At 43.2% G+C, this 18501-nt stretch carries 17 protein-coding genes, 1 tRNA gene and 1 other RNA gene; 6 read left to right on the top strand and 13 right to left on the bottom strand.

From position 1 onward, the window contains the following. Window positions 1–83 precede the first annotated feature (83 nt). The 9 genes from JMX07_RS08150 to coaD form a co-directional block, all read right to left on the bottom strand. Complete coding sequence (locus JMX07_RS08150; RefSeq protein WP_227684718.1) at window positions 84–476, bottom strand: DUF4845 domain-containing protein; 393 nt, start codon at window positions 474–476, stop codon at window positions 84–86. A gap of 131 nt (window positions 477–607) precedes the next feature. Beyond that, window positions 608–1510 carry a signal peptidase I gene (gene lepB, locus JMX07_RS08145; protein ID WP_201607347.1) on the bottom strand — a complete coding sequence of 301 codons (903 nt, stop codon included), beginning with the start codon at window positions 1508–1510 and terminating at the stop codon, window positions 608–610. A gap of 102 nt (window positions 1511–1612) precedes the next feature. Then, window positions 1613–3412, bottom strand: coding sequence for a translation elongation factor 4 (gene lepA / locus JMX07_RS08140; protein WP_101204270.1), 1800 nt, complete (start codon window positions 3410–3412; stop codon window positions 1613–1615). Between the two features lie 380 nt (window positions 3413–3792). Next, window positions 3793–3869: transfer RNA gene (locus tag JMX07_RS08135), tRNA-Met, on the bottom strand. A gap of 121 nt (window positions 3870–3990) precedes the next feature. Then, window positions 3991–4357: RNase P RNA component class A (gene rnpB, locus JMX07_RS08130), an RNA gene on the bottom strand. A gap of 74 nt (window positions 4358–4431) precedes the next feature. Continuing rightward, window positions 4432–5148: a dethiobiotin synthase gene (bioD, locus tag JMX07_RS08125; RefSeq protein WP_201607346.1), complete on the bottom strand. Its 717-nt coding sequence runs from the start codon at window positions 5146–5148 to the stop codon at window positions 4432–4434. Then, window positions 5145–6485, bottom strand: a complete 1341-nt coding sequence (bioA, locus tag JMX07_RS08120; protein WP_227684717.1) for an adenosylmethionine--8-amino-7-oxononanoate transaminase — start codon at window positions 6483–6485, stop codon at window positions 5145–5147. The genes bioD and bioA overlap by 4 nt, the downstream gene beginning before the upstream one ends. A 55-nt stretch (window positions 6486–6540) precedes the next feature. Continuing rightward, window positions 6541–6789 carry a YfhL family 4Fe-4S dicluster ferredoxin gene (locus JMX07_RS08115; protein WP_021814308.1) on the bottom strand — a complete coding sequence of 83 codons (249 nt, stop codon included), beginning with the start codon at window positions 6787–6789 and terminating at the stop codon, window positions 6541–6543. Between the two features lie 95 nt (window positions 6790–6884). Continuing rightward, the gene (coaD, locus tag JMX07_RS08110) at window positions 6885–7403 is read right to left on the bottom strand and encodes a pantetheine-phosphate adenylyltransferase (RefSeq protein WP_102078894.1); all 519 of its coding nucleotides are present in this window, start codon (window positions 7401–7403) and stop codon (window positions 6885–6887) included. Between the two features lie 251 nt (window positions 7404–7654). Here coaD and smpB point away from each other — a divergent pair, with 251 nt between their 5' ends. Continuing rightward, window positions 7655–8131 (top strand): SsrA-binding protein SmpB, encoded by a 477-nt coding sequence (gene smpB, locus JMX07_RS08105; RefSeq protein ID WP_057758370.1) that lies wholly within the window; start codon window positions 7655–7657, stop codon window positions 8129–8131. A gap of 171 nt (window positions 8132–8302) precedes the next feature. Here the strand turns inward: smpB and rarD are convergent, their stop codons facing one another. Further along, window positions 8303–9313, bottom strand: coding sequence for an EamA family transporter RarD (rarD, locus tag JMX07_RS08100; RefSeq protein WP_201607345.1), 1011 nt, complete (start codon window positions 9311–9313; stop codon window positions 8303–8305). Window positions 9314–9591: 278 nt separating this feature from the next. On the opposite strand from rarD, the gene JMX07_RS08095 reads away from it, so the two are divergent. Together JMX07_RS08095 and JMX07_RS08090 are read left to right on the top strand one after the other, a co-directional pair. Then, the gene (locus JMX07_RS08095; protein WP_201607344.1) at window positions 9592–10059 is read left to right on the top strand and encodes an Lrp/AsnC family transcriptional regulator; all 468 of its coding nucleotides are present in this window, start codon (window positions 9592–9594) and stop codon (window positions 10057–10059) included. Between the two features lie 164 nt (window positions 10060–10223). Beyond that, window positions 10224–10973 (top strand): hypothetical protein, encoded by a 750-nt coding sequence (locus JMX07_RS08090; RefSeq protein ID WP_227684716.1) that lies wholly within the window; start codon window positions 10224–10226, stop codon window positions 10971–10973. Window positions 10974–11128: 155 nt separating this feature from the next. Here JMX07_RS08090 and JMX07_RS08085 read toward each other — a convergent pair whose 3' ends face one another. Both JMX07_RS08085 and JMX07_RS08080 read right to left on the bottom strand, forming a co-directional pair. After that, window positions 11129–11770, bottom strand: coding sequence for a hypothetical protein (locus JMX07_RS08085; RefSeq protein ID WP_201607343.1), 642 nt, complete (start codon window positions 11768–11770; stop codon window positions 11129–11131). Window positions 11771–11780: 10 nt separating this feature from the next. Further along, window positions 11781–13064 (bottom strand): ammonium transporter, encoded by a 1284-nt coding sequence (locus JMX07_RS08080; RefSeq protein WP_201607424.1) that lies wholly within the window; start codon window positions 13062–13064, stop codon window positions 11781–11783. Window positions 13065–13679: 615 nt separating this feature from the next. Here JMX07_RS08080 and JMX07_RS08075 point away from each other — a divergent pair. From JMX07_RS08075 to JMX07_RS08065, 3 genes are all read left to right on the top strand, one after another. Then, window positions 13680–16133 (top strand): YgiQ family radical SAM protein, encoded by a 2454-nt coding sequence (locus JMX07_RS08075; RefSeq protein WP_201607342.1) that lies wholly within the window; start codon window positions 13680–13682, stop codon window positions 16131–16133. Between the two features lie 329 nt (window positions 16134–16462). Next, the gene (locus tag JMX07_RS08070) at window positions 16463–16873 is read left to right on the top strand and encodes a hypothetical protein (protein ID WP_134292608.1); all 411 of its coding nucleotides are present in this window, start codon (window positions 16463–16465) and stop codon (window positions 16871–16873) included. A gap of 453 nt (window positions 16874–17326) precedes the next feature. After that, entirely contained in the window at window positions 17327–17896 is a 570-nt protein-coding gene (locus tag JMX07_RS08065; RefSeq protein ID WP_227684715.1) for a hypothetical protein, read from the top strand. 190 nt (window positions 17897–18086) lie between these two features. Here JMX07_RS08065 and JMX07_RS08060 read toward each other — a convergent pair whose 3' ends face one another. Then, the gene (locus JMX07_RS08060) at window positions 18087–18404 is read right to left on the bottom strand and encodes a hypothetical protein (RefSeq protein ID WP_201607341.1); all 318 of its coding nucleotides are present in this window, start codon (window positions 18402–18404) and stop codon (window positions 18087–18089) included. Window positions 18405–18501 lie beyond the last annotated feature (97 nt).

Raw genomic sequence — 18501 nt, 5'->3', positions numbered from 1 at the left:
CTTCTGCTTGACAGATTTAGTTTAATAATATTATTTGATATATTTTATGAAATAATGAAAACGTTATGTCGTACTATGATGGCTTACTCTGCTGTTGCCATCTCGATGTTACCTTCGAAACGGTTCACGATGTCGACATTGCTAAAAAAGTTATTAGTTACTGCATATTCTTTATAAATAGCCAATTGACCTGTTTTTTTATCCGTAAAGGTAAATACATCTTCCGCTTTAGTATCATAGTCAGCATTGATAGATAACTGTTTGTTGACACGTTCAACAAATTGTTTGGCTGTCTCTTTATTGTTATTAGCTTCTTTTAGCTGTGCACTTAATACCTTAGTCAATTGATAATCACCAATCTGAGCCGGTACGATAGCTACTGTCAACTTAGTCGCAATACCTAAAAGCATAATAATGAGAACAACATTTGTCACACTGGCGCCGCGCTGCATAGCCAAACCAGATAATTGCTGCATTATGATATCCTTCTAAAGATAAACGACTATTTTGAATAAGTGTATAAATAATAAATAGCTATTTATTAGATAGCAATGATATTAGCATAAAACTATTATTAACCAATCAATCTCTAGACAATCTGATAATCTTAATTGATAGTACCATTACGTTCAAAGGTCGGTAGGTTAAGACCAGGTGGTTTATGCATCCAAATATAGACCGCCTTACCTGCTAGGTTTTCATCCGGAACGAAGCCCCAAAATCTACCGTCTGCACTGCGATCTCGGTTATCACCCATCACAAAATACTGACCTTCTGCCACATCAATACGCCACTCAGTGCCTTCTGACTCTACCACCTCTGGTGATTGTTGCTGCAAAAATGGCGCGTATTGTGAACTGTTCATGCCGTCTAAATAGCGCACGAGATGTTTGTTGTCACCTTGTACTTCTTCAAAATATTGTGCCGCGCCTTCTTCTTGCTGGCCCATTGCAGAAGCACTCTCCTCAGTCAGTACTTGACCTGGACCAACCTGGCCTGGTAAGTATAGCTGTGAAGTCAATTCAGCATTTGCCGCGAAATCTACAGACTTAGTCTCAACAGGTACATCATTGATAGATAACGTGCCTTGACTATAGCTTACGGTGTCACCAGGCAAACCGATAACGCGTTTAATATAATAAATGCTCGGGTTTTCAGGATAGCGAAACACTGCCACATCACCATGCTCAGGTTCACCAGTATCTAGCACCTTATTATAGGTTAACGGCAGGCGCACGCCATATGCATACTTATTGACAGCAATAAAGTCACCCGTATATAGCGTCGGCACCATAGACGATGATGGGATATTAAATGGCTCAATTAAAAATGAGCGTACTATCAATACCACTGCTAACACAGGGAAAAAGTCATAAGCCCAGCGAACTAGTAAGCCTTCCTGACCTCGACCACGAGTTTTGCGCTGTTTGAGCGCTAACTTATCTAACAGCCAAACAATTCCTAGGACTATAGTTAACGGCACTAAAATTAAATTAAAATCAAAATCCATACCAAATTGCCTATTAACGAGCGGCTTATCTAACACTTTTACGATAAGACTCACTACATTTGACTGTTATCTACAATGGCTATCTTAAATTAAGCTCAATGATTAGCTATCAACTTGCAACACAGCTAAGAAGGCTTCTTGCGGGATTTCCACATTACCTACTTGCTTCATACGTTTTTTACCAGCTTTTTGCTTAGACAATAGCTTTTTCTTACGTGACACATCGCCACCATAGCATTTTGCTAATACATCTTTACGCATGGCTTTTACCGTACTACGACCAATGATTTGGCTACCGATAGCCGCTTGAATGGCGACATCAAACATTTGGCGCGGAATCAACTCTTTCATCTTAGTAACTAGAGCATTACCACGATAACGTGATTGGGTTTCGTGCACGATCATCGCTAAGGCATCAACTTTATCGCCATTGATTAGTACATCAACTCTCACCAACTTATCGGCTTGATAACGTTCAAAGTTATAGTCTAGCGATGCAAAACCACGTGAGACTGACTTTAGACGATCAAAGAAATCCATGACCACTTCGCCCATTGGGATATCAAATATAAGCTGTACTTGTCGACCCATAAAACGCATATCAACTTGAACGCCGCGACGCTCAATACATAACGTCATTACATTGCCTAAGAACTCTTGCGGTACTAAAATCTGACAGCGGGCAATTGGCTCACGGAACTCTTCAATGTTGTTTGGCTCAGGTAGATGTGATGGATTATCTACATAGATTACATCACCGTTCTTTTTCTCAATTTCGTAAATAACTGAGGGCGCCGTAGTAATCAAATCCAGATCATATTCACGCTCTAGACGCTCTTGGATAATCTCCATGTGCAGCATACCCAAGAAGCCACAGCGGAAACCAAAGCCAAGCGCATCCGACGTATCTGGCTCAAAAAACAGCGAAGCATCGTTGATTTGCAATTTTTGCAAAGCTTCACGGAATTTTTCGAAATCACTCGAATCTACTGGGAACATACCAGAATAGACTTGTGGCGTGACTTGTTTAAAACCTGGTATACGGTCGACATCAGGGGTTTTAGCATGAGTGATAGTGTCGCCTACTGGCGCTCCGGCAATATCTTTAATACCCGCAATAACAAAGCCGACTTCCCCTGCCTCTAAAACACCCGTATCTACAGGTTTAGGGGTAAAGACACCAATCGAGCCAACTAGATGTGCCTCTTGAGTCGATTTGATGTATAACTTGTCACCTTTACGTATAGTACCTTCACGCACCCGTACCAATGAAACCACGCCCAAATAATTATCGAACCAAGAGTCAATAATTAGTGCTTGGAGTGGCGCTTCACGATCACCAGTTGGTGCCGGAATAAACTCCACCAGCGCTTCTAGCAGCTTATCAACACCAAGACCAGATTTGGCTGATACTCGCGGTGCATCAACGGCATCGATACCGATAATATCTTCAATTTCTTGAATGACGCGCTCAGGCTCAACTTGCGGCAGATCAATCTTATTTAACACCGCCATGACCTCTAAGCCTTGATCAACGGCTGTATAGCAATTGGCTACTGACTGCGCTTCTACGCCTTGAGCGGCATCAACAACCAATAGCGCACCTTCACAAGCTGCTAATGAACGCGACACTTCATATGAGAAGTCGACGTGACCAGGGGTATCAATAAAGTTAAGCTGATAGCGCTCACCATTTGGATGATCATAAAACAGTGTTACTGACTGTGCTTTAATAGTGATACCGCGCTCACGCTCAATATCCATTGAGTCGAGCACCTGCGCCTGCATCTCGCGATCTTGCAAGGCACCGCACATTTGAATAAAACGATCGGCAAGTGTCGACTTACCATGATCAATGTGGGCAATGATTGAAAAGTTACGAATATTGGCTAATGCAGTCACAAAGCGCCTACTAAATTAAGGGTGATAGAATAATAAAACTAAAAAATAAATACTGTCAGATGCAATTGATAACGTGCTTGTACTTCTTTGAAGGTTAACCCTTATAACAAGCCGATCGGGCTAATACTAACGTCTAAAATCCATAGTCAAGCACATTAACTCTAATGCGCAGACATAAAAGAGTATTCTAGCAGTTTTCCACTGCAAAGTAAGGCGATTTTGTTAGAAGAGATGTGACTTGCAGATGAAATGAAAAAAACTTAATACTTATAGAGAATGTCTAGTATATCAAGAACTGATGGAAAACCTTGAGAAGATTATTTATTCTAGGCAAAAAAAAACCAATCTCGATAGATTGGTTTTTTTCGTACTACTATATATGGTGGCGATGAAGAGACTTGAACTCTTGACCTCACGATTATGAGTCATGCGCTCTAACCAGCTGAGCTACATCGCCGTTTTAGGCTGCACATTATGCCCAAGCTGCTGACTGCCGTCAACCCCTAATAAGCATTTTTTGCAAAAAAACGATTTTAATTCAGATTAATTACAACTATTACTACAACAAACAATAAAAAAGGTTTGGTAAACCGATAAGCCGGGTTCTGTCGTGGACGATCATTCCTCTAGGCGTATCATCGCTAATACGCTCAAGCAACCTACCCGCATCGAACGCGGGCCGCGCCATGCCGATGCCTATTTGGTCTTGCTACGCGTGGAGTTTACCATGCCGTGAACTGTTGCCAGCCACGCGGTGCGCTCTTACCGCACCCTTTCACCCTTACCGATAATACCCTAAGATACTAAAGGCGGTCTACTCTCTGCTGCACTGGTCGTCAAGTTACCCTGCCCAGCCGTTAGCTGGCACGCTGCCCTATGTAGCCCGGACTTTCCTCCCCTGCTCATCTGTTGCCAGTGTGCAGCGGCGATCGCCTAGTCTACCAAGCGCGCTAGTATAGCAAACTTATGACTGCCTGCGCATGTCTTTTGAATTTATTTTTGTGGACAACATAAATAAGCTAAACAAAATTTTCTGGCAGTGTTTCAATATTACCGACCAGATTATCTTTTAGATACGGTATCTGTAGCCAATGCGCTTTGGGATAATGATTGTTCAAGTATTTTCGTAGAAACTCAATAGTGCTATTTGCGATCTCAGTATCCGTTTGTTCAGCATCATCATGAATATGATTATAAATTACGCTATGTACTATTAATCCGCGCGATTTTATGGCTTCTAAACTCAGCAAAGTATGATTGATGCTGCCCAATCGACCAGAGGTGACCAAAATAACTGGATAGCCTTGCTCGGCAATATAATCTAATATCAGTAGATTCTCTGTAATCGGCACAAGTAAGCCACCTGCACCTTCTAGTAGTACCAGCTCATACTCAGATTGCAGTCGCTTAGTAGCATTGATAATCATATCAGGATCAAGTGTTTCTCCTGATAATTTAGTAGCCAGATGAGGAGACGCTGGCTTCTTATAACGATGAGCACAAGTCGTAAAATCGAGGTCACATTGCTGTAAAGGAATGTCCATAAGTTGACGATGCGTAATAATATCATCAGCGATATTCATCTCACCATTATCTGGATTGATCGATACACCTGTCTGTACTAGCTTTTGAGTGATGACATTTAAGCCTTGCTGCATAAGCGCTTTAGCAAGCAGCCCAGTAGCATAAGTTTTACCGATATCGGTATCGATACCAGAAACAAATAAAACACTCATGGTTGACCTCGGTTTTCTAAATACGTACGCACTACTTTTAGCAACGCTTGGCATAAGGTAGTCAATTCATCATCGGTAATCACGTAAGGCGGCATGATATACACCAGCTTGCCAAATGGTCTGACCCAGATACCGTTATCAATCAATAAAGACTGAAAAATGGGCATATCGACCGCTTCATGCAGCTCAATTACAGCGACCGCGCCCAAGCAGCGCACTTCAGCAACGCCTTCTAATAAAGCAGCAGGCGCTAGTTGTTGCTCCATAATACATTGCATATTTGCGGTACGCGCTTCAATCTCATAAGACATAATCAAATCAATCGATGCACACGCAACTGCACAAGCCAGTGGATTGCCCATAAAGGTTGGGCCATGCATCAGCGCTGGATAGTCACTATTATGAATGGTATCGGCAATTTTGCGGGTACATAGCGTGGCGGCAAAAGTCATATAGCCACCCGTCAAAGCCTTGCCAATGGTCATGATATCAGGGCTAATAGCTGCATGTTCACATGCAAACAATTTACCACTACGCCCAAACCCAGTGGCGATTTCATCCGCAATCAGTAGTACATCATGCTCATCACACAGTTGACGCAGCAATTGTAGATATTCAGGATTATAAAAACGCATCCCGCCTGCGCCCTGAATAATTGGCTCAATGATAAAACCCGCCAGCTGTTCGCCATGCTCTACAAAAAACTGAGTTAATGATTCACGCTCATCTACTGGCAATGCGCGATCAAAGCCAAGTGGCGGCGCAGGAACAAAATGCTGCATCGGTAATTGCTTGCCATATAGGCTGTGCATACCATTAACAGGATCACAGACACTCATGGCATGCCACGTGTCTCCGTAATACCCTGAATGGGTTGATGCAAACTGTTGCTTGGTTGGACGCTTGGCAGCTACTTGATACTGCAGCGCCATTTTTAGTGCCACTTCTACCGCGATACTGCCACTGTCCGCATAAAAAATTGCATCGAGACCAGTAGGTACAATGTCGAGCAGTTTTTTGCCCAAATCTATCGCTGGTTGATGAGTCAATCCGCCAAACATGACATGTGCCATTTTACCCAATTGCTCAATAATCGCCGCATTTAGCTTAGGATGATTATAACCATGAACGCTCGCCCACCATGACGACATACCGTCTATCAGGCGCGTGCCATCTTCGGTGATGATATAAATACCTTCAGCACGATCGATTACAATATTAGAATAAGTAGGTGGCAGGCTAGCATATGGATGCCAAAGGTGTTGCTGATCGAAGTCGTTTGTGACTTGGATGGATTGCGTGGTTGTTGTTTGCGTGGTTATTGTTTCCATGGTCATCGTGTTGTCCCTAAAACGTTGTAAACCCAGACGTCATCAATCGCTTATAAGTACTCTATTGACCCGTAATACGTTTGTATTTAGATAGCAGGTCGCTTTCAGTTTCGACATGATTGGGATCGTGAGGAATACAGTCGACTGGGCAAATCACAACGCATTGTGGCTCGTCAAAATGTCCGACACATTCTGTACATAGATCAGGGTCGATGACATAGATATCATCCCCTTCTGAGATGGCTTCATTGGGGCAAGCAGGCTCGCACACATCACAGTTGATGCACTCATCAGTGATTAATAGTGCCATGAACTGTTCCTTATATTTTTGCTTATATCAGTCATATATGGCTGCTCCTTACTGTTTTAGCAAGTGCTAGCAGCATATCTTTGATGCAACATCTTTTATTTAATATTTAACTTTTTGTCGAATGCTTGCAAAACACAAGGTGGAACGAATTTATTGACGTCACCGCCAAGCTTGGCAATTTCGCGAATCATTGTAGATGAGATAAAGGAGTAATTTTGAGAGGGGGTCAAAAACACTGCCTCAAAGTTTTCATCAAGCTCACGATTCATATTGGCTAGCTGAAACTCGTACTCAAAATCTGACATTGCACGCAAGCCACGCAAAACTGCCGTGGCGTTTTTTTCACGCATAAAATCAACAAGCAGCCCTTCAAAACCAATGACAGATACTTGCGGTAAATCAGCAAATACGGTTTCGACCAAAGCAACGCGTTCTTCAAAATTAAACAAGGGTTTTTTATGATGGCCTGAGGCAACCGCGATAACGACCTCATCAAATAGCTTGACGGCGCGTGTGACCAAATCTACATGACCGTTGGTAATAGGATCAAAGGTACCAGGGTATAGAATTTTGGTATGTAGCTTTGAGGAATTGGGAGAAATAGAGTGGCTCATAGCATGACTGATATAATCGGTGATATTAGGCCATATGCTAGCAAATTTTGCTCAAACTTAATACTTATCTGCTACATTTGTCCTAACAGCTGATTTACCTTTTCACCAGAGGCTTTGATACAATAGGCAGTTCGACTCATCCATCTCATAATCGAAATAAAAAACAAGACCAGTTATTGGATTAGGATGAGGAATTAGTGGGACTGATTAAATAAGGAGCCTGTGTTTTGGGTCATCCTTATGGAGAAATTATGTCAAAAAAATCAAAAAAGCCAGATAATCAGATTTGCGCCAATAAAAAGGCGCGTCATGAGTATTTTATCGAAGAAACCTTTGAGGCAGGACTGGCATTACAAGGTTGGGAAGTCAAAGCCATTCGCGCAGGAAAAATGACGATTACTGAAGCGTACGTCATATTCCGCAATAACGAAGCCTTCTTGTTTGGGGCGCACATTCAGCCATTACTATCGAGCTCAACGCACGTTAGTCCAGACAGTATTCGTACCCGTAAACTGCTGCTGAACCGTCGTGAAATCGAAAAACTATCTGGGGCAATCAACCAGAAAGGCTACGCTTGTGTACCGCTATCTTGTTACTGGAAAAACTCACTGGTGAAATGCCAAATTGGTCTAGCCTTGGGTAAAAAGCAGCATGACAAACGTAAAACGCTAAAAGATCGTGACTGGGAACGTGATAAGCAACGCGGTTTCAAACAGCATTTAGATTAAGCGTTATTTAATCTATATAAAAAAGGACGACTCAATATTTACTGAGCCGTCCTTTTTTGTTGTCTATCACATTTTATAAAAATCATTTTAAACGTTAGTTGGCAAAAATAGGCTTTATAAAGTAGTAGTTTTATAAAATAGTCACCTTTATAACATCTAGCCAGTGACTTTCTATGCCATTTGCTCTTCTAGAGACGATGCTGTCTTTCTACTAGCCTGACGCAATTGCCTAACACCATGAGCAATCAAACACCCAATACCTAACCAAATCAGACCATAGCTATAGATCATCGCTGATTCAAATGGGTTACCTAGTACGGTCACTGCCAAGATAAACAGCAACGCTGGCTCTAGATAGCTCATCATGCCATAGACATTGACTGGTAGCATTTGACTGGCATCAATATTGGTCTTCATCGCCAAGACACTGAGCACACCCAAACCTACTAGCATCATGATAAAGAAACCAGAGCCGCTAACTAGCGCCAAACTACTTGGGGCAAAGAAGAACAAGTAAGCCAGCGCAAAAGGCGCAAATATCGTTAAATCAACCAATAACCCAGTTACGGCTCCAATTCCCTGCAGTCGGCGTAAAATGTAGTAAACGGGATACGTACCGCATACCCATAGCGTCGCCCAAGAGACACTTTGCGTACGGATAACTTCACTACCCACGCCCAATGCAGCAAAGGCCACTGCCAACCATTGCAAACGGCTTAGTTTTTCGCCAAAGAGGACACAACCAAACACTACCATCATTAACGGGAATAAGAAGTATCCCATCGCGGTTTGCACACCTTGCCCATTCACTGGCGCCCACATAAATAACCAAAACTGGCTAAGGAATATTGGCGTAGGTAATAGCAGCCAAGCCCACTGCTTAGCGCCTCTTAACACTTTCAATTTATCGATGTGCAATCCCAGACGTCCACTTATCAATAAGTAGCCAACCAACACCGCCCACATTGACAGCATACGCCAGATAAACACTTGTGTACCCGATAAAGGCGTCAGAAAGCTGCTATACGCATAGAGTACACCAAACAAGATATTGGATAAGATGGCAAATGACACTCCCAACATCAGCGTGCGCTGCTGCGTGTTACCAGTTGTCCAAACACTAGGTAACAGCCAGCGTGTGAGGCTCGTAGTGAAGGTATTGGATAGCATTTGCATAGACATGGGAAGCACCATAGATTGAGATAAGGATAAAAGGTGAAGCTCAGCGTGCGTAAGTTGCGTAACTATTGGCTGATAGGTATTATTCTACTGATGTCTTATGATATAAATTATCTATTTATCAAAAATAATGAATTTATTTTTCAATTACTACCTTATAAATCAATTTATTTATCATTTACTAAGTTATTATGATAATAATTTAATAAATGCATAATTCTTATTATATTTTTACTCCAAAACCCATTTATATAAAAGGGTTACTGTAAAAGGATAAGCACATGAGTCAGCATCTAGATGACACCGATAAAGCCATTTTGAACTTATTGCAAGATGATGCGACATTACCGCTTAAAACTGTCGCAGAACGAGTGCACGTTTCTATTGCGACGGCTCAGCGTCGCATTCAAGCATTGATAGATAGCGGCGTGATTACCAAACAAGTCGCCATCGTTAGTCCTAATAAAGTGGGTTACGGTCTGACCGCAGTGGTGATGATAGAAATGGAGCGCTCCAATACGTCGATGCAACATCGATTTGAGCGTTTGATGGATGCGCAGTCGCAAGTGATGAGCTGTTATGAAGTATCTGGCGATTTTGATTTTATGCTGATGGTCAATGCAAAGAACATGAGCGACTACCACCAGTTCACGCGCAGCTTGCTGACTTACGAAAATAATGTACGCAACTTTAAGAGTCAGTTTGTGATGAACTTTACCAAGAGTGGAACCAAAATCACGCTAGATTAATTATAATTTAACAGTCTCAGCTACACTTACCTATCATATGACAATGGATGATAAGTAGCTAAGTTACATATAAACACTGTACGATATTCACCAGACATCCGAGAAGAAATAAAAACTCGATAGTTAATTTCGTAAGCCCATTTGTTAGACAAGGAAGCCTAATCATGATTGACCATACAAACGCTGATAACAACAACATGAAAGCGTTACTAAAACCGTCAAATTCAAAAAAGGTAATAGCAGGCGCTTTGTTTGCTACGGTACTAGCCAGCTCAGGCTGTGCGACCAGCTCGCTATTAGACAATAGCGGACACGTCACCACAAACACGACGAAGCAAATTCTGTCTGAAGATCAAATTGTTGCTTTTGGTCGTCCTGCGCAAGCGTTACCAAAAATACCAAACGCGTCAATGGTTATCGTAGGAGAAAAGAACAGCTACGTTCTCACCCAAGGTGGGACAGAAATGGTGAACTTACTGAGTAACCTCACGCAAAAAAACATTCAAGTGGATAACGACATGAGCTTTCATGTACCCAATAACGATGGGTACTTCCAAGGTGAGATGAAACTGTCTTATGCTAAATTAAAAGATGAGTTTGGGCGCTCAGACTATCAGTTCTTTTTGCAAAACAACGGTAAAGAGTGTACCTCAGCGAGCGATCAACGTATCAATGCTCAGCGCTTTTGTTTTAGCGTTCCTGTCAAAGGCGCTATCTATCCGCAAGTTAGTAACTTAGGATTGATTCAGTCAAACTATCGCGCACTGACCAAACCATATACGGTGAGTTTCTATACACAAACTCAGCAGGATGTCGTCACTCGTAGCGGTCCAAATGGCGCACAAAAGCTAGTACTGCTACCCTTTGCCCTCGCCTTTGACGTGGTTACTTTCCCGCTTCAGTTATTAGATTAGATCGTTAAACTACTAGACCGCTCATCGTATAGTATCAAGTTTCAAAGTGCGTTATGAAAGCTACATCATGACAGTTACGTTATAAAAGCCCTTTTATATAAGGCACGTTATCGAAAGGTATTCCGTACCCACCCGTAACGTGCCCACTCAACATTTTAGAATAACTTTTCGACCAATGTTTTCGGGTAGTTTTGTTTCGCCTTCTCTGCCGCTCGAAACATCATCTCATCTGCTTCGACAGGGCCTGCAACATCGCATAAGCATACATAAGCCAGCTGCATCAAATTATTCAACAGGTGCTCATTATCAGGTACGGACGGGCGATTGCCTTCTAGAAACTGACTGATGTTAAGACTATGCCCTTTGAAGGTGCGCTCTTGCGAAACAGTTTGGTGCATGGTCAGAAATAGGTTGCGACTTTCTGTTTCTGATAGCTGACTGCGCAGTGCTTCTATGACGGTATAAAATGCCAGAACCAACTCAGAGACAGGGACTGGCGCTTTGATTGCTTTATTATGACCATTATGGCTATTGTGACTATCAGCCTCTACTGTTTGCTGACTGTCCGCTTGCAAGGTAGCCCAAAAGCCTTTCCTAATATCAGACTTATAAGCTTGCAGCTCAGGATAGCGCCTTGTCGCATCCAAGACGCACTGTTGCATCATTTTCACAGAGACCGTTGAGTATCGCTGCCACTGTGATTTAAGTAGTCGCACCTCCTCAGGATGTAGATAATCGGCAAGTACTTCTGCCATCGCAGTCACAGCTTGGTCTACGGATTGAGTATCAATATTCATCAGCTCTCTCCTATAAATGCCGCTCAGTTAGGCTTTTCGCATCGAACATCTGCTTTTGGAACTCAGGGTAACCAAGCTCTGCATGCTCGGTATAATCAAGGCCACGCTGCTCATGTAAGCGGCTTGCTTTTAACCCAAAGCTTAAATCGATAAGCTTATACATCACTAGCCCCAATCCCAGTCCCCAGCCTAACGCCACGCCGACGCCTAGCGCTTGTACGCCAAGCCGTGATAAGTTAAACAAATCTCCTGTATAGAATAATCCTGCTGCGAGCGTACCCCACGCCCCGCCAAAGCCATGTACTGCCACTGCCGAGACCACGTCGTCTACTTTGAATTTTAATAACGCTTGCGACGATAAGATATAAACCACGGAAGCAACCACACCGATAATGATAGCGAAGACAGGCGTCGTAGTCGCACAGCCTGCGGTAATCGATACCAAACCAATCAAACTGGCATTGACACTATCGCTCAGTAAAATAGCTTTGTTGAGCGATCGGGAGATAAGCATATAGCTCACCACCGCACTGACTGCTGCGACAAAAGTATTGACTGCGATTAAACCAATATTGCCCGTGATAGACAATGTCGATCCAGCATTGAAGCCGAACCAGCCAAACCATAAGATAAATCCGCCTAGCGCCAGCAACGTCATGTTATGCCCTGCGATGAGTCTTGGCGTGCCATCAGGTGCAAAGCGGCCTAGCCTTGGGCCAATGACTAATATACCTGCCAATGCTAACCAACCACCGATAGAATGCACGACTGTAGACCCAGCAAAATCAATAAAGCCAAGCTCAGCTAGCCAACCAGTACCGCCGAAATAACCGCCCCATACCCAACTGGCAAATACGGGATAAATAAACAAACAAATCAAACAGGCCGCCACCGCATAGCCGATAAAGGAAACGCGCTCTGCCATCGCACCACTAGCAATGGTCACCGCTGTCGCTGCAAACATCATCTGAAAAAACATCAATGCCCAGTCCATATTGGATAACGCGACTGGCATAAAGTGATCCGTGCCGACAAATCCGGAGTGATTGGTACCCATCATCAGCCCAAAACCCACCAAGTAGAAAGCTAGACCGCCGATACACATGTCAGTGTAATTTTTCATCATCACGTTTACCGCGTTTTTCGCTCGTACTGATCCGCTCTCAAGTAGAGCAAAACCTGCCTGCATAAAGAACACCAATACCCCGCCCCAGATAATCCAAGCGATATTTTGATATTCGAGCAGCTGTGCCACGGTCAATGTGTCGGCCTCAGCAGCTTGGGCGCTACCCATTGCTGCAAACAATACTGTACTTAGCACCAGCCTATTACTTAGCGATAGTTTTAATGGTTGTAATAGTTTTAATAATGTCTTTATCGTGTCCAGTCCAACAGATGATGTTCTCATTTTATCTCCAAACACTTATCTATCCGTTCAAATTTTATCGGTGCACTATTTTTACTCATTAATGCACACAAATAAGCCCTAACAAGGGTGGAGCAAAACCTGTGCCAAAACCTATTATTAGAAATCAAAGAAACTTATAAATATGAGAAAACAAATGACCAGTAACAGCCGAATCAGTATTTCGATAATGATGCTTTCGAGGATGTAGCTATAAAATGAACTAGAGTAGAGAATGATAGTTGGAAGTAAGTTTGATTGAACTGATAATGTGACTGTTCTGTCTAGACTGTTTTTGCCATTATTTTGCTGTGCGGATAGCTTACTTTGCATGAGCAGTTTATCTCACGCTATCAATAACTTATCGGCAATCGCCACTCATAGAATAGGTCGCATAGTGAAGGCGATTCATGTTAAAATGAGCGCTTTTAAATTCGCCTTTATTATCATTGGGTAATAAGGGCTGTATTTTTAGTGCCATTTTTCTAATTAACAGGTCCGCCCATGTCTGCCGATACCATCGCCCGCACTGCCTTTAAACAAGGCACCAAGCCACTTTATGATTATGACAAACACTGGGCGAGCTGCTACGAGCCGGCGCCTTATCTGCCGATGAGCCGCAAAGAGATGGACGATTTGGGCTGGGATGCTTGTGATGTCATAATCATCTCAGGTGATGCCTATGTCGATCACCCAAGCTTTGGTATGGCCATCATCGGTCGTCTATTAGAGTCGCAAGGTTTCCGTGTTGGCATCATCGCTCAGCCAGATTGGAAGAGCAAAGATGCCTTTATGGAACTTGGCAAACCTGTCTATGCGTACGGCGTGACCGCGGGCAACATGGACAGCATGATCAACCGCTATACCGCTGATCGCAAAATCCGTAGCGATGATGCTTACTCTCCAGGCAACGTGGCAAACAAACGCCCTGACCGCGCGGCTATTGTCTATAGCCAACGCTGCCGTGAAGCCTATCCTGATGTGCCAATTATCTTAGGCGGTATCGAAGGAAGTCTACGCCGTATTGCTCATTATGATTATTGGTCAGACAAAGTCCGCCGTAGTATCTTGCTAGATGCGCGTGCTGATGTCTTACTGTATGGCAATGCTGAGCGTGCGATCGTCGATGTGGTACATGGTCTGTCTAAAGGCTATAGCTTTGAGCAGATGAGCAAACTGCGTGGTACGGCTTACTTATTGACCCCGACCCGTCGCCATTGGCAAGAAGACATGACCGAGGTTGCGAGTAACGATGTCGATACCGTTGGCCGTGTCGATCCAATCATCAACCCTTATGTAATGACCGAAGACGTTGATAACTGTTCAATTGAGCAGAACAAACCATCGGACTCGCCTGTTGGCCAAGCCATGCCGTCATCTATGTCATCGCAATATCAGGGCTTCGTCGCTGAGCCAGTTGCCAATAAAGTCATCAACGCTGAACAAGTCGATGAAGAGACGCAAGTGGTACAAATGCGCGGCTTTGATAAGCCAATGACCGCACGTAAGCATAAGCTAAAAATGCCACCACGTGAAAAAACTGTCATTCGTCTGCCTGATTACGAGCATGTCAAATCTGACCCTGTGCTTTATGCTCATGCGAGTCGTATCCTGCATCTAGAGACCAATCCGGGTAACGCCCGTGCGCTCGTACAGCGTCATAGCAGCGGTGCTGGTAATTCGCATACTTCTATCGACGTTTGGCTCAATCCACCACCAGTACCACTCTCAACAGAAGAGATGGATTATGTGTTTGACCTGCCGTATGCACGCTTGCCGCATCCAAGCTATGGCGATGCGCGTATCCCTGCTTATGACATGATCAAGTTTTCAGTCAATATCATGCGCGGCTGTTTTGGTGGTTGTACCTTCTGCTCGATCACTGAGCACGAAGGCCGCATTATCCAGAGCCGTTCAGAAGATTCAATCTTGCGTGAAGTAGAAGCAATTCGAGATACCGCACCGAACTTTACTGGTGTGATATCTGACCTTGGTGGCCCAACGGCAAACATGTATCGCCTCAGCTGTAAAGATGAAACGATTGAAAAGAACTGCCGTAAGCCATCTTGTGTCTATCCTGATGTCTGTGAAAACTTGATTACAGATCACAGTAATTTGACTAAGCTATATCGCAAAGCGCGTGATATCAAAGGCGTGAAAAAAATCCTGATTGCTTCAGGCTTGCGTTATGACTTGGCAGTGAAAGATCCTGAATATGTGAAAGAATTGGTCAGTCATCACGTCGGTGGTTACCTCAAGATTGCGCCTGAGCACTCTGAAGAAGGTGTGCTATCGAAGATGATGAAACCTGGCATGGGCAGCTATGATCAGTTCAAAGCCATGTTTGAGCAGTTCAGCCAAGAAGCAGGCAAAGAGCAATATCTGATTCCTTACTTCATCGCCGCTCATCCAGGTACCAAAGATGAAGATATGATGAACCTTGCGCTTTGGCTCAAAAGTAATGGCTACCGTGCTGACCAAGTACAGGCGTTTTATCCAAGCCCAATGGCGACCGCGACTACCATGTATCACACGCACAAAGATCCGCTACATAAGGTCAGCCGTGATGAAGGTGACATGGATATCGTCAAGTCTGGCAAGCAGCGCAAATTGCATAAAGCGTTCTTACGCTATCATGATCCAAAAAACTGGGTACTACTACGTAAAGCGCTACAAGACATGGGTCGTAGTGACTTGATTGGTAAAAACCGTGGTTGTTTGATTCCACCATTTAACGCCAGTTTAGAAGGGCGTGATGCCGCGCAAGATACTTACCAATCAGCGCGCAAAAAGAATAGCCGTGTTGGCAATGACTCAGTGAAGCGTAGTAATGGCTCGTCAAACAACAGTGCGTCAGCTAAAGGCGCAGCAGGCAAAGGCATGGCGGGTAAGAAAAAAGTCAGCAAAGGCAATTTCCAGACTCAGCATACTGGTCTGCCACCACGTAAAACCAAGTAGTATTCATAGCAAATAGTGTTCATAGTATAAAAATACATGCTCAATCTAGCGCGTGTTAAGTAAAGCAAAAAAGCGTCTATCAGCCACTCGTTGATAGGCGCTTTTTTATGTGCCAAGTTTATAGTCACAGATTTCATAATTAATCCGGCTTACTTTTCACCCTGTCGCAGATTGCAAGTTACATTAGACAGCGGTTGGGTAACGAAGCTAACAGGTAATGAACAATTTCTAACATTGAAATGGTTCGTTTTCGCTACTATAACCCTCATATGCTAAACGCATCATTAAGAACAAGTAAATGACATCAGCGAAAAGCTTTGGAGAGCACCATGAAAATGATAACTAAAATTGCGACTACCCTACCAGTCCTTGCCCTATTGAGCGCTTGTGCGACTACCGCACCAACTACCCCAGATGCAACTGATACGCCAGTTCCAGAAAAAGTAACCGCCGCCTATGATCGTATGGCACCAGCACCATACACCTGTACCGATGACAGCAAAATCATGGCAAAGCAATCTATCAATAAAGAACAAGTGATGCTCAACGCTACCTTACCAAAAGTAAAATGGGCCGAGCAGCCAATCATCCTAAACGGTAAAGTAAAAGGCGAAGTCGCAAGCTATGTAAACGACTCAAACCCAGAAGTCGTCTATGCATGGCATATGAAAGGTGACAAAGGTATCTTTGCGATGAAGTGGGCTGACGGTAAAGAATACCAAGTAAACTGCCAAATCTAATCAGCTAGAGATACGCTCATGTCGTAATAGATAAATAGTCGTAATAGATAAATAGTCGTAATAGACAAAAAGCAGTCATTATATGGTGGCTGCTTTTTTATGCGTGTTCGTTTGATACGCGTATAAAGATGGCTATAAAAACCAGTTCCAAATAGACGGTTGTATAGTCAGTTCAATATAATTTCGATACAAGGAAACCCAGTGCAAGTTATACATTAGTATGCTTAGCGAGGATGACGATATAGCGGATTTATATAGACTTGACTATATAGTTGATTCAATTTAAAAGTAGTATAAGGCAGCCGAGTGCAGATATAACTGTGATACTGCAAGCGAGGTTAACGCGGTCATTCTTTTATAGAGGATTAGAGTATATCAAAACTTACCATCTAATGTATTTCGCTAGAGAAGCACAAAGAAAGCTGTCAAAATAGCAGGTAGAGCAAATCAATCATGACCAATAATCAAAAGGGTAACTCGATGACAAAGCGTCTGATAAGTATGATGGTAATTGCAACGGCAAGCATGTGGGCGCTGACAGGCTGCGATAACGCTACCGATTCTGTCGATGCCACTGAGCAAACTGCGGAGACAGCAGCAGATCCATCCGCCCCAGCAGCCGACACCATCGACTGGTCACTGGTAGATAGTGGTGCAAAGCCTGCTGACCCTACTAATTATAAGTATCCGTTTGCCATCGATAGTCAAAACGTCCGAGACTATGCAGATTACTTCAAAGTGGACGCTGCGACCGCTCAGCACAATCTGACGGTGAGCATGGCAAGTAACGAGGCACTATCGAAAGCATTAGATCAGCTCAGCGAAACCTATGTCTCACACGAGCTAACCGATGGCAATGAGATGACGCTTATCATTCATACCACGCCCGATGTCGCTGCCAGTCGCTACGATTATGTGCTGTCTGATGACTTTGCTAAAGGGTTGGTACTACCTATTGTAATTCAGCCAGATGGTAAGAAAGGTGAGTCTAAAGTTAATCCGCATGAGGAATTGGTGGAGTAGGTTTTTAAGTATATGAGATTATGGGTGTGGAAAATTAGTAATTTGTAGGGTGCGCCTCGCGCACCAAAGCATAAATAGGAAACAATAGATTAAAAACCTTTATCTATGCAAATGATTTAACGTTCCGCTATTTATTGAATAATACTTTTAATTCCTAAATAAAGTTCTTAAATGGTACGCGGAGTGCACCCTACTCGACTGTTTTGATCTCTTTACCTATGGCTTTTGCCCAGTAAATAATAGCAAGCTGTTCAATATCTGCTGCACTATAGCAAACATCATAAATATCAAATGAATACTCTCCATAGTTTGATTTAATTCCACTACTCTCTTCGTTCACTACTATCTTCAATAGAGCATGTGAAAGTGTCCGTTTTTCATGAATATCTTCAATCGACTGCCATGGTATATCTAACGTTTGATTGGATTTAATAATTTGTAGTTTTTCTGGTAAAAACCTAAGAGTAGATATTGATACTATAGTCAATCCAGAATAAAATTGGTACAACCCATATCATGAAACAGCTTAGGTAAATTATTCTCCATCCACCCTTGTCGTAGAAACTTAGCCTGTGCCCATTTTTTTTCAATAGGGTTTAAATCAG

The sequence above is a fragment of the Psychrobacter immobilis genome, from assembly GCF_904846235.1.
GTDB lineage: Bacteria > Pseudomonadota > Gammaproteobacteria > Pseudomonadales > Moraxellaceae > Psychrobacter > Psychrobacter immobilis_C.
This window is presented reverse-complemented; position numbering and strand designations above follow the sequence as displayed.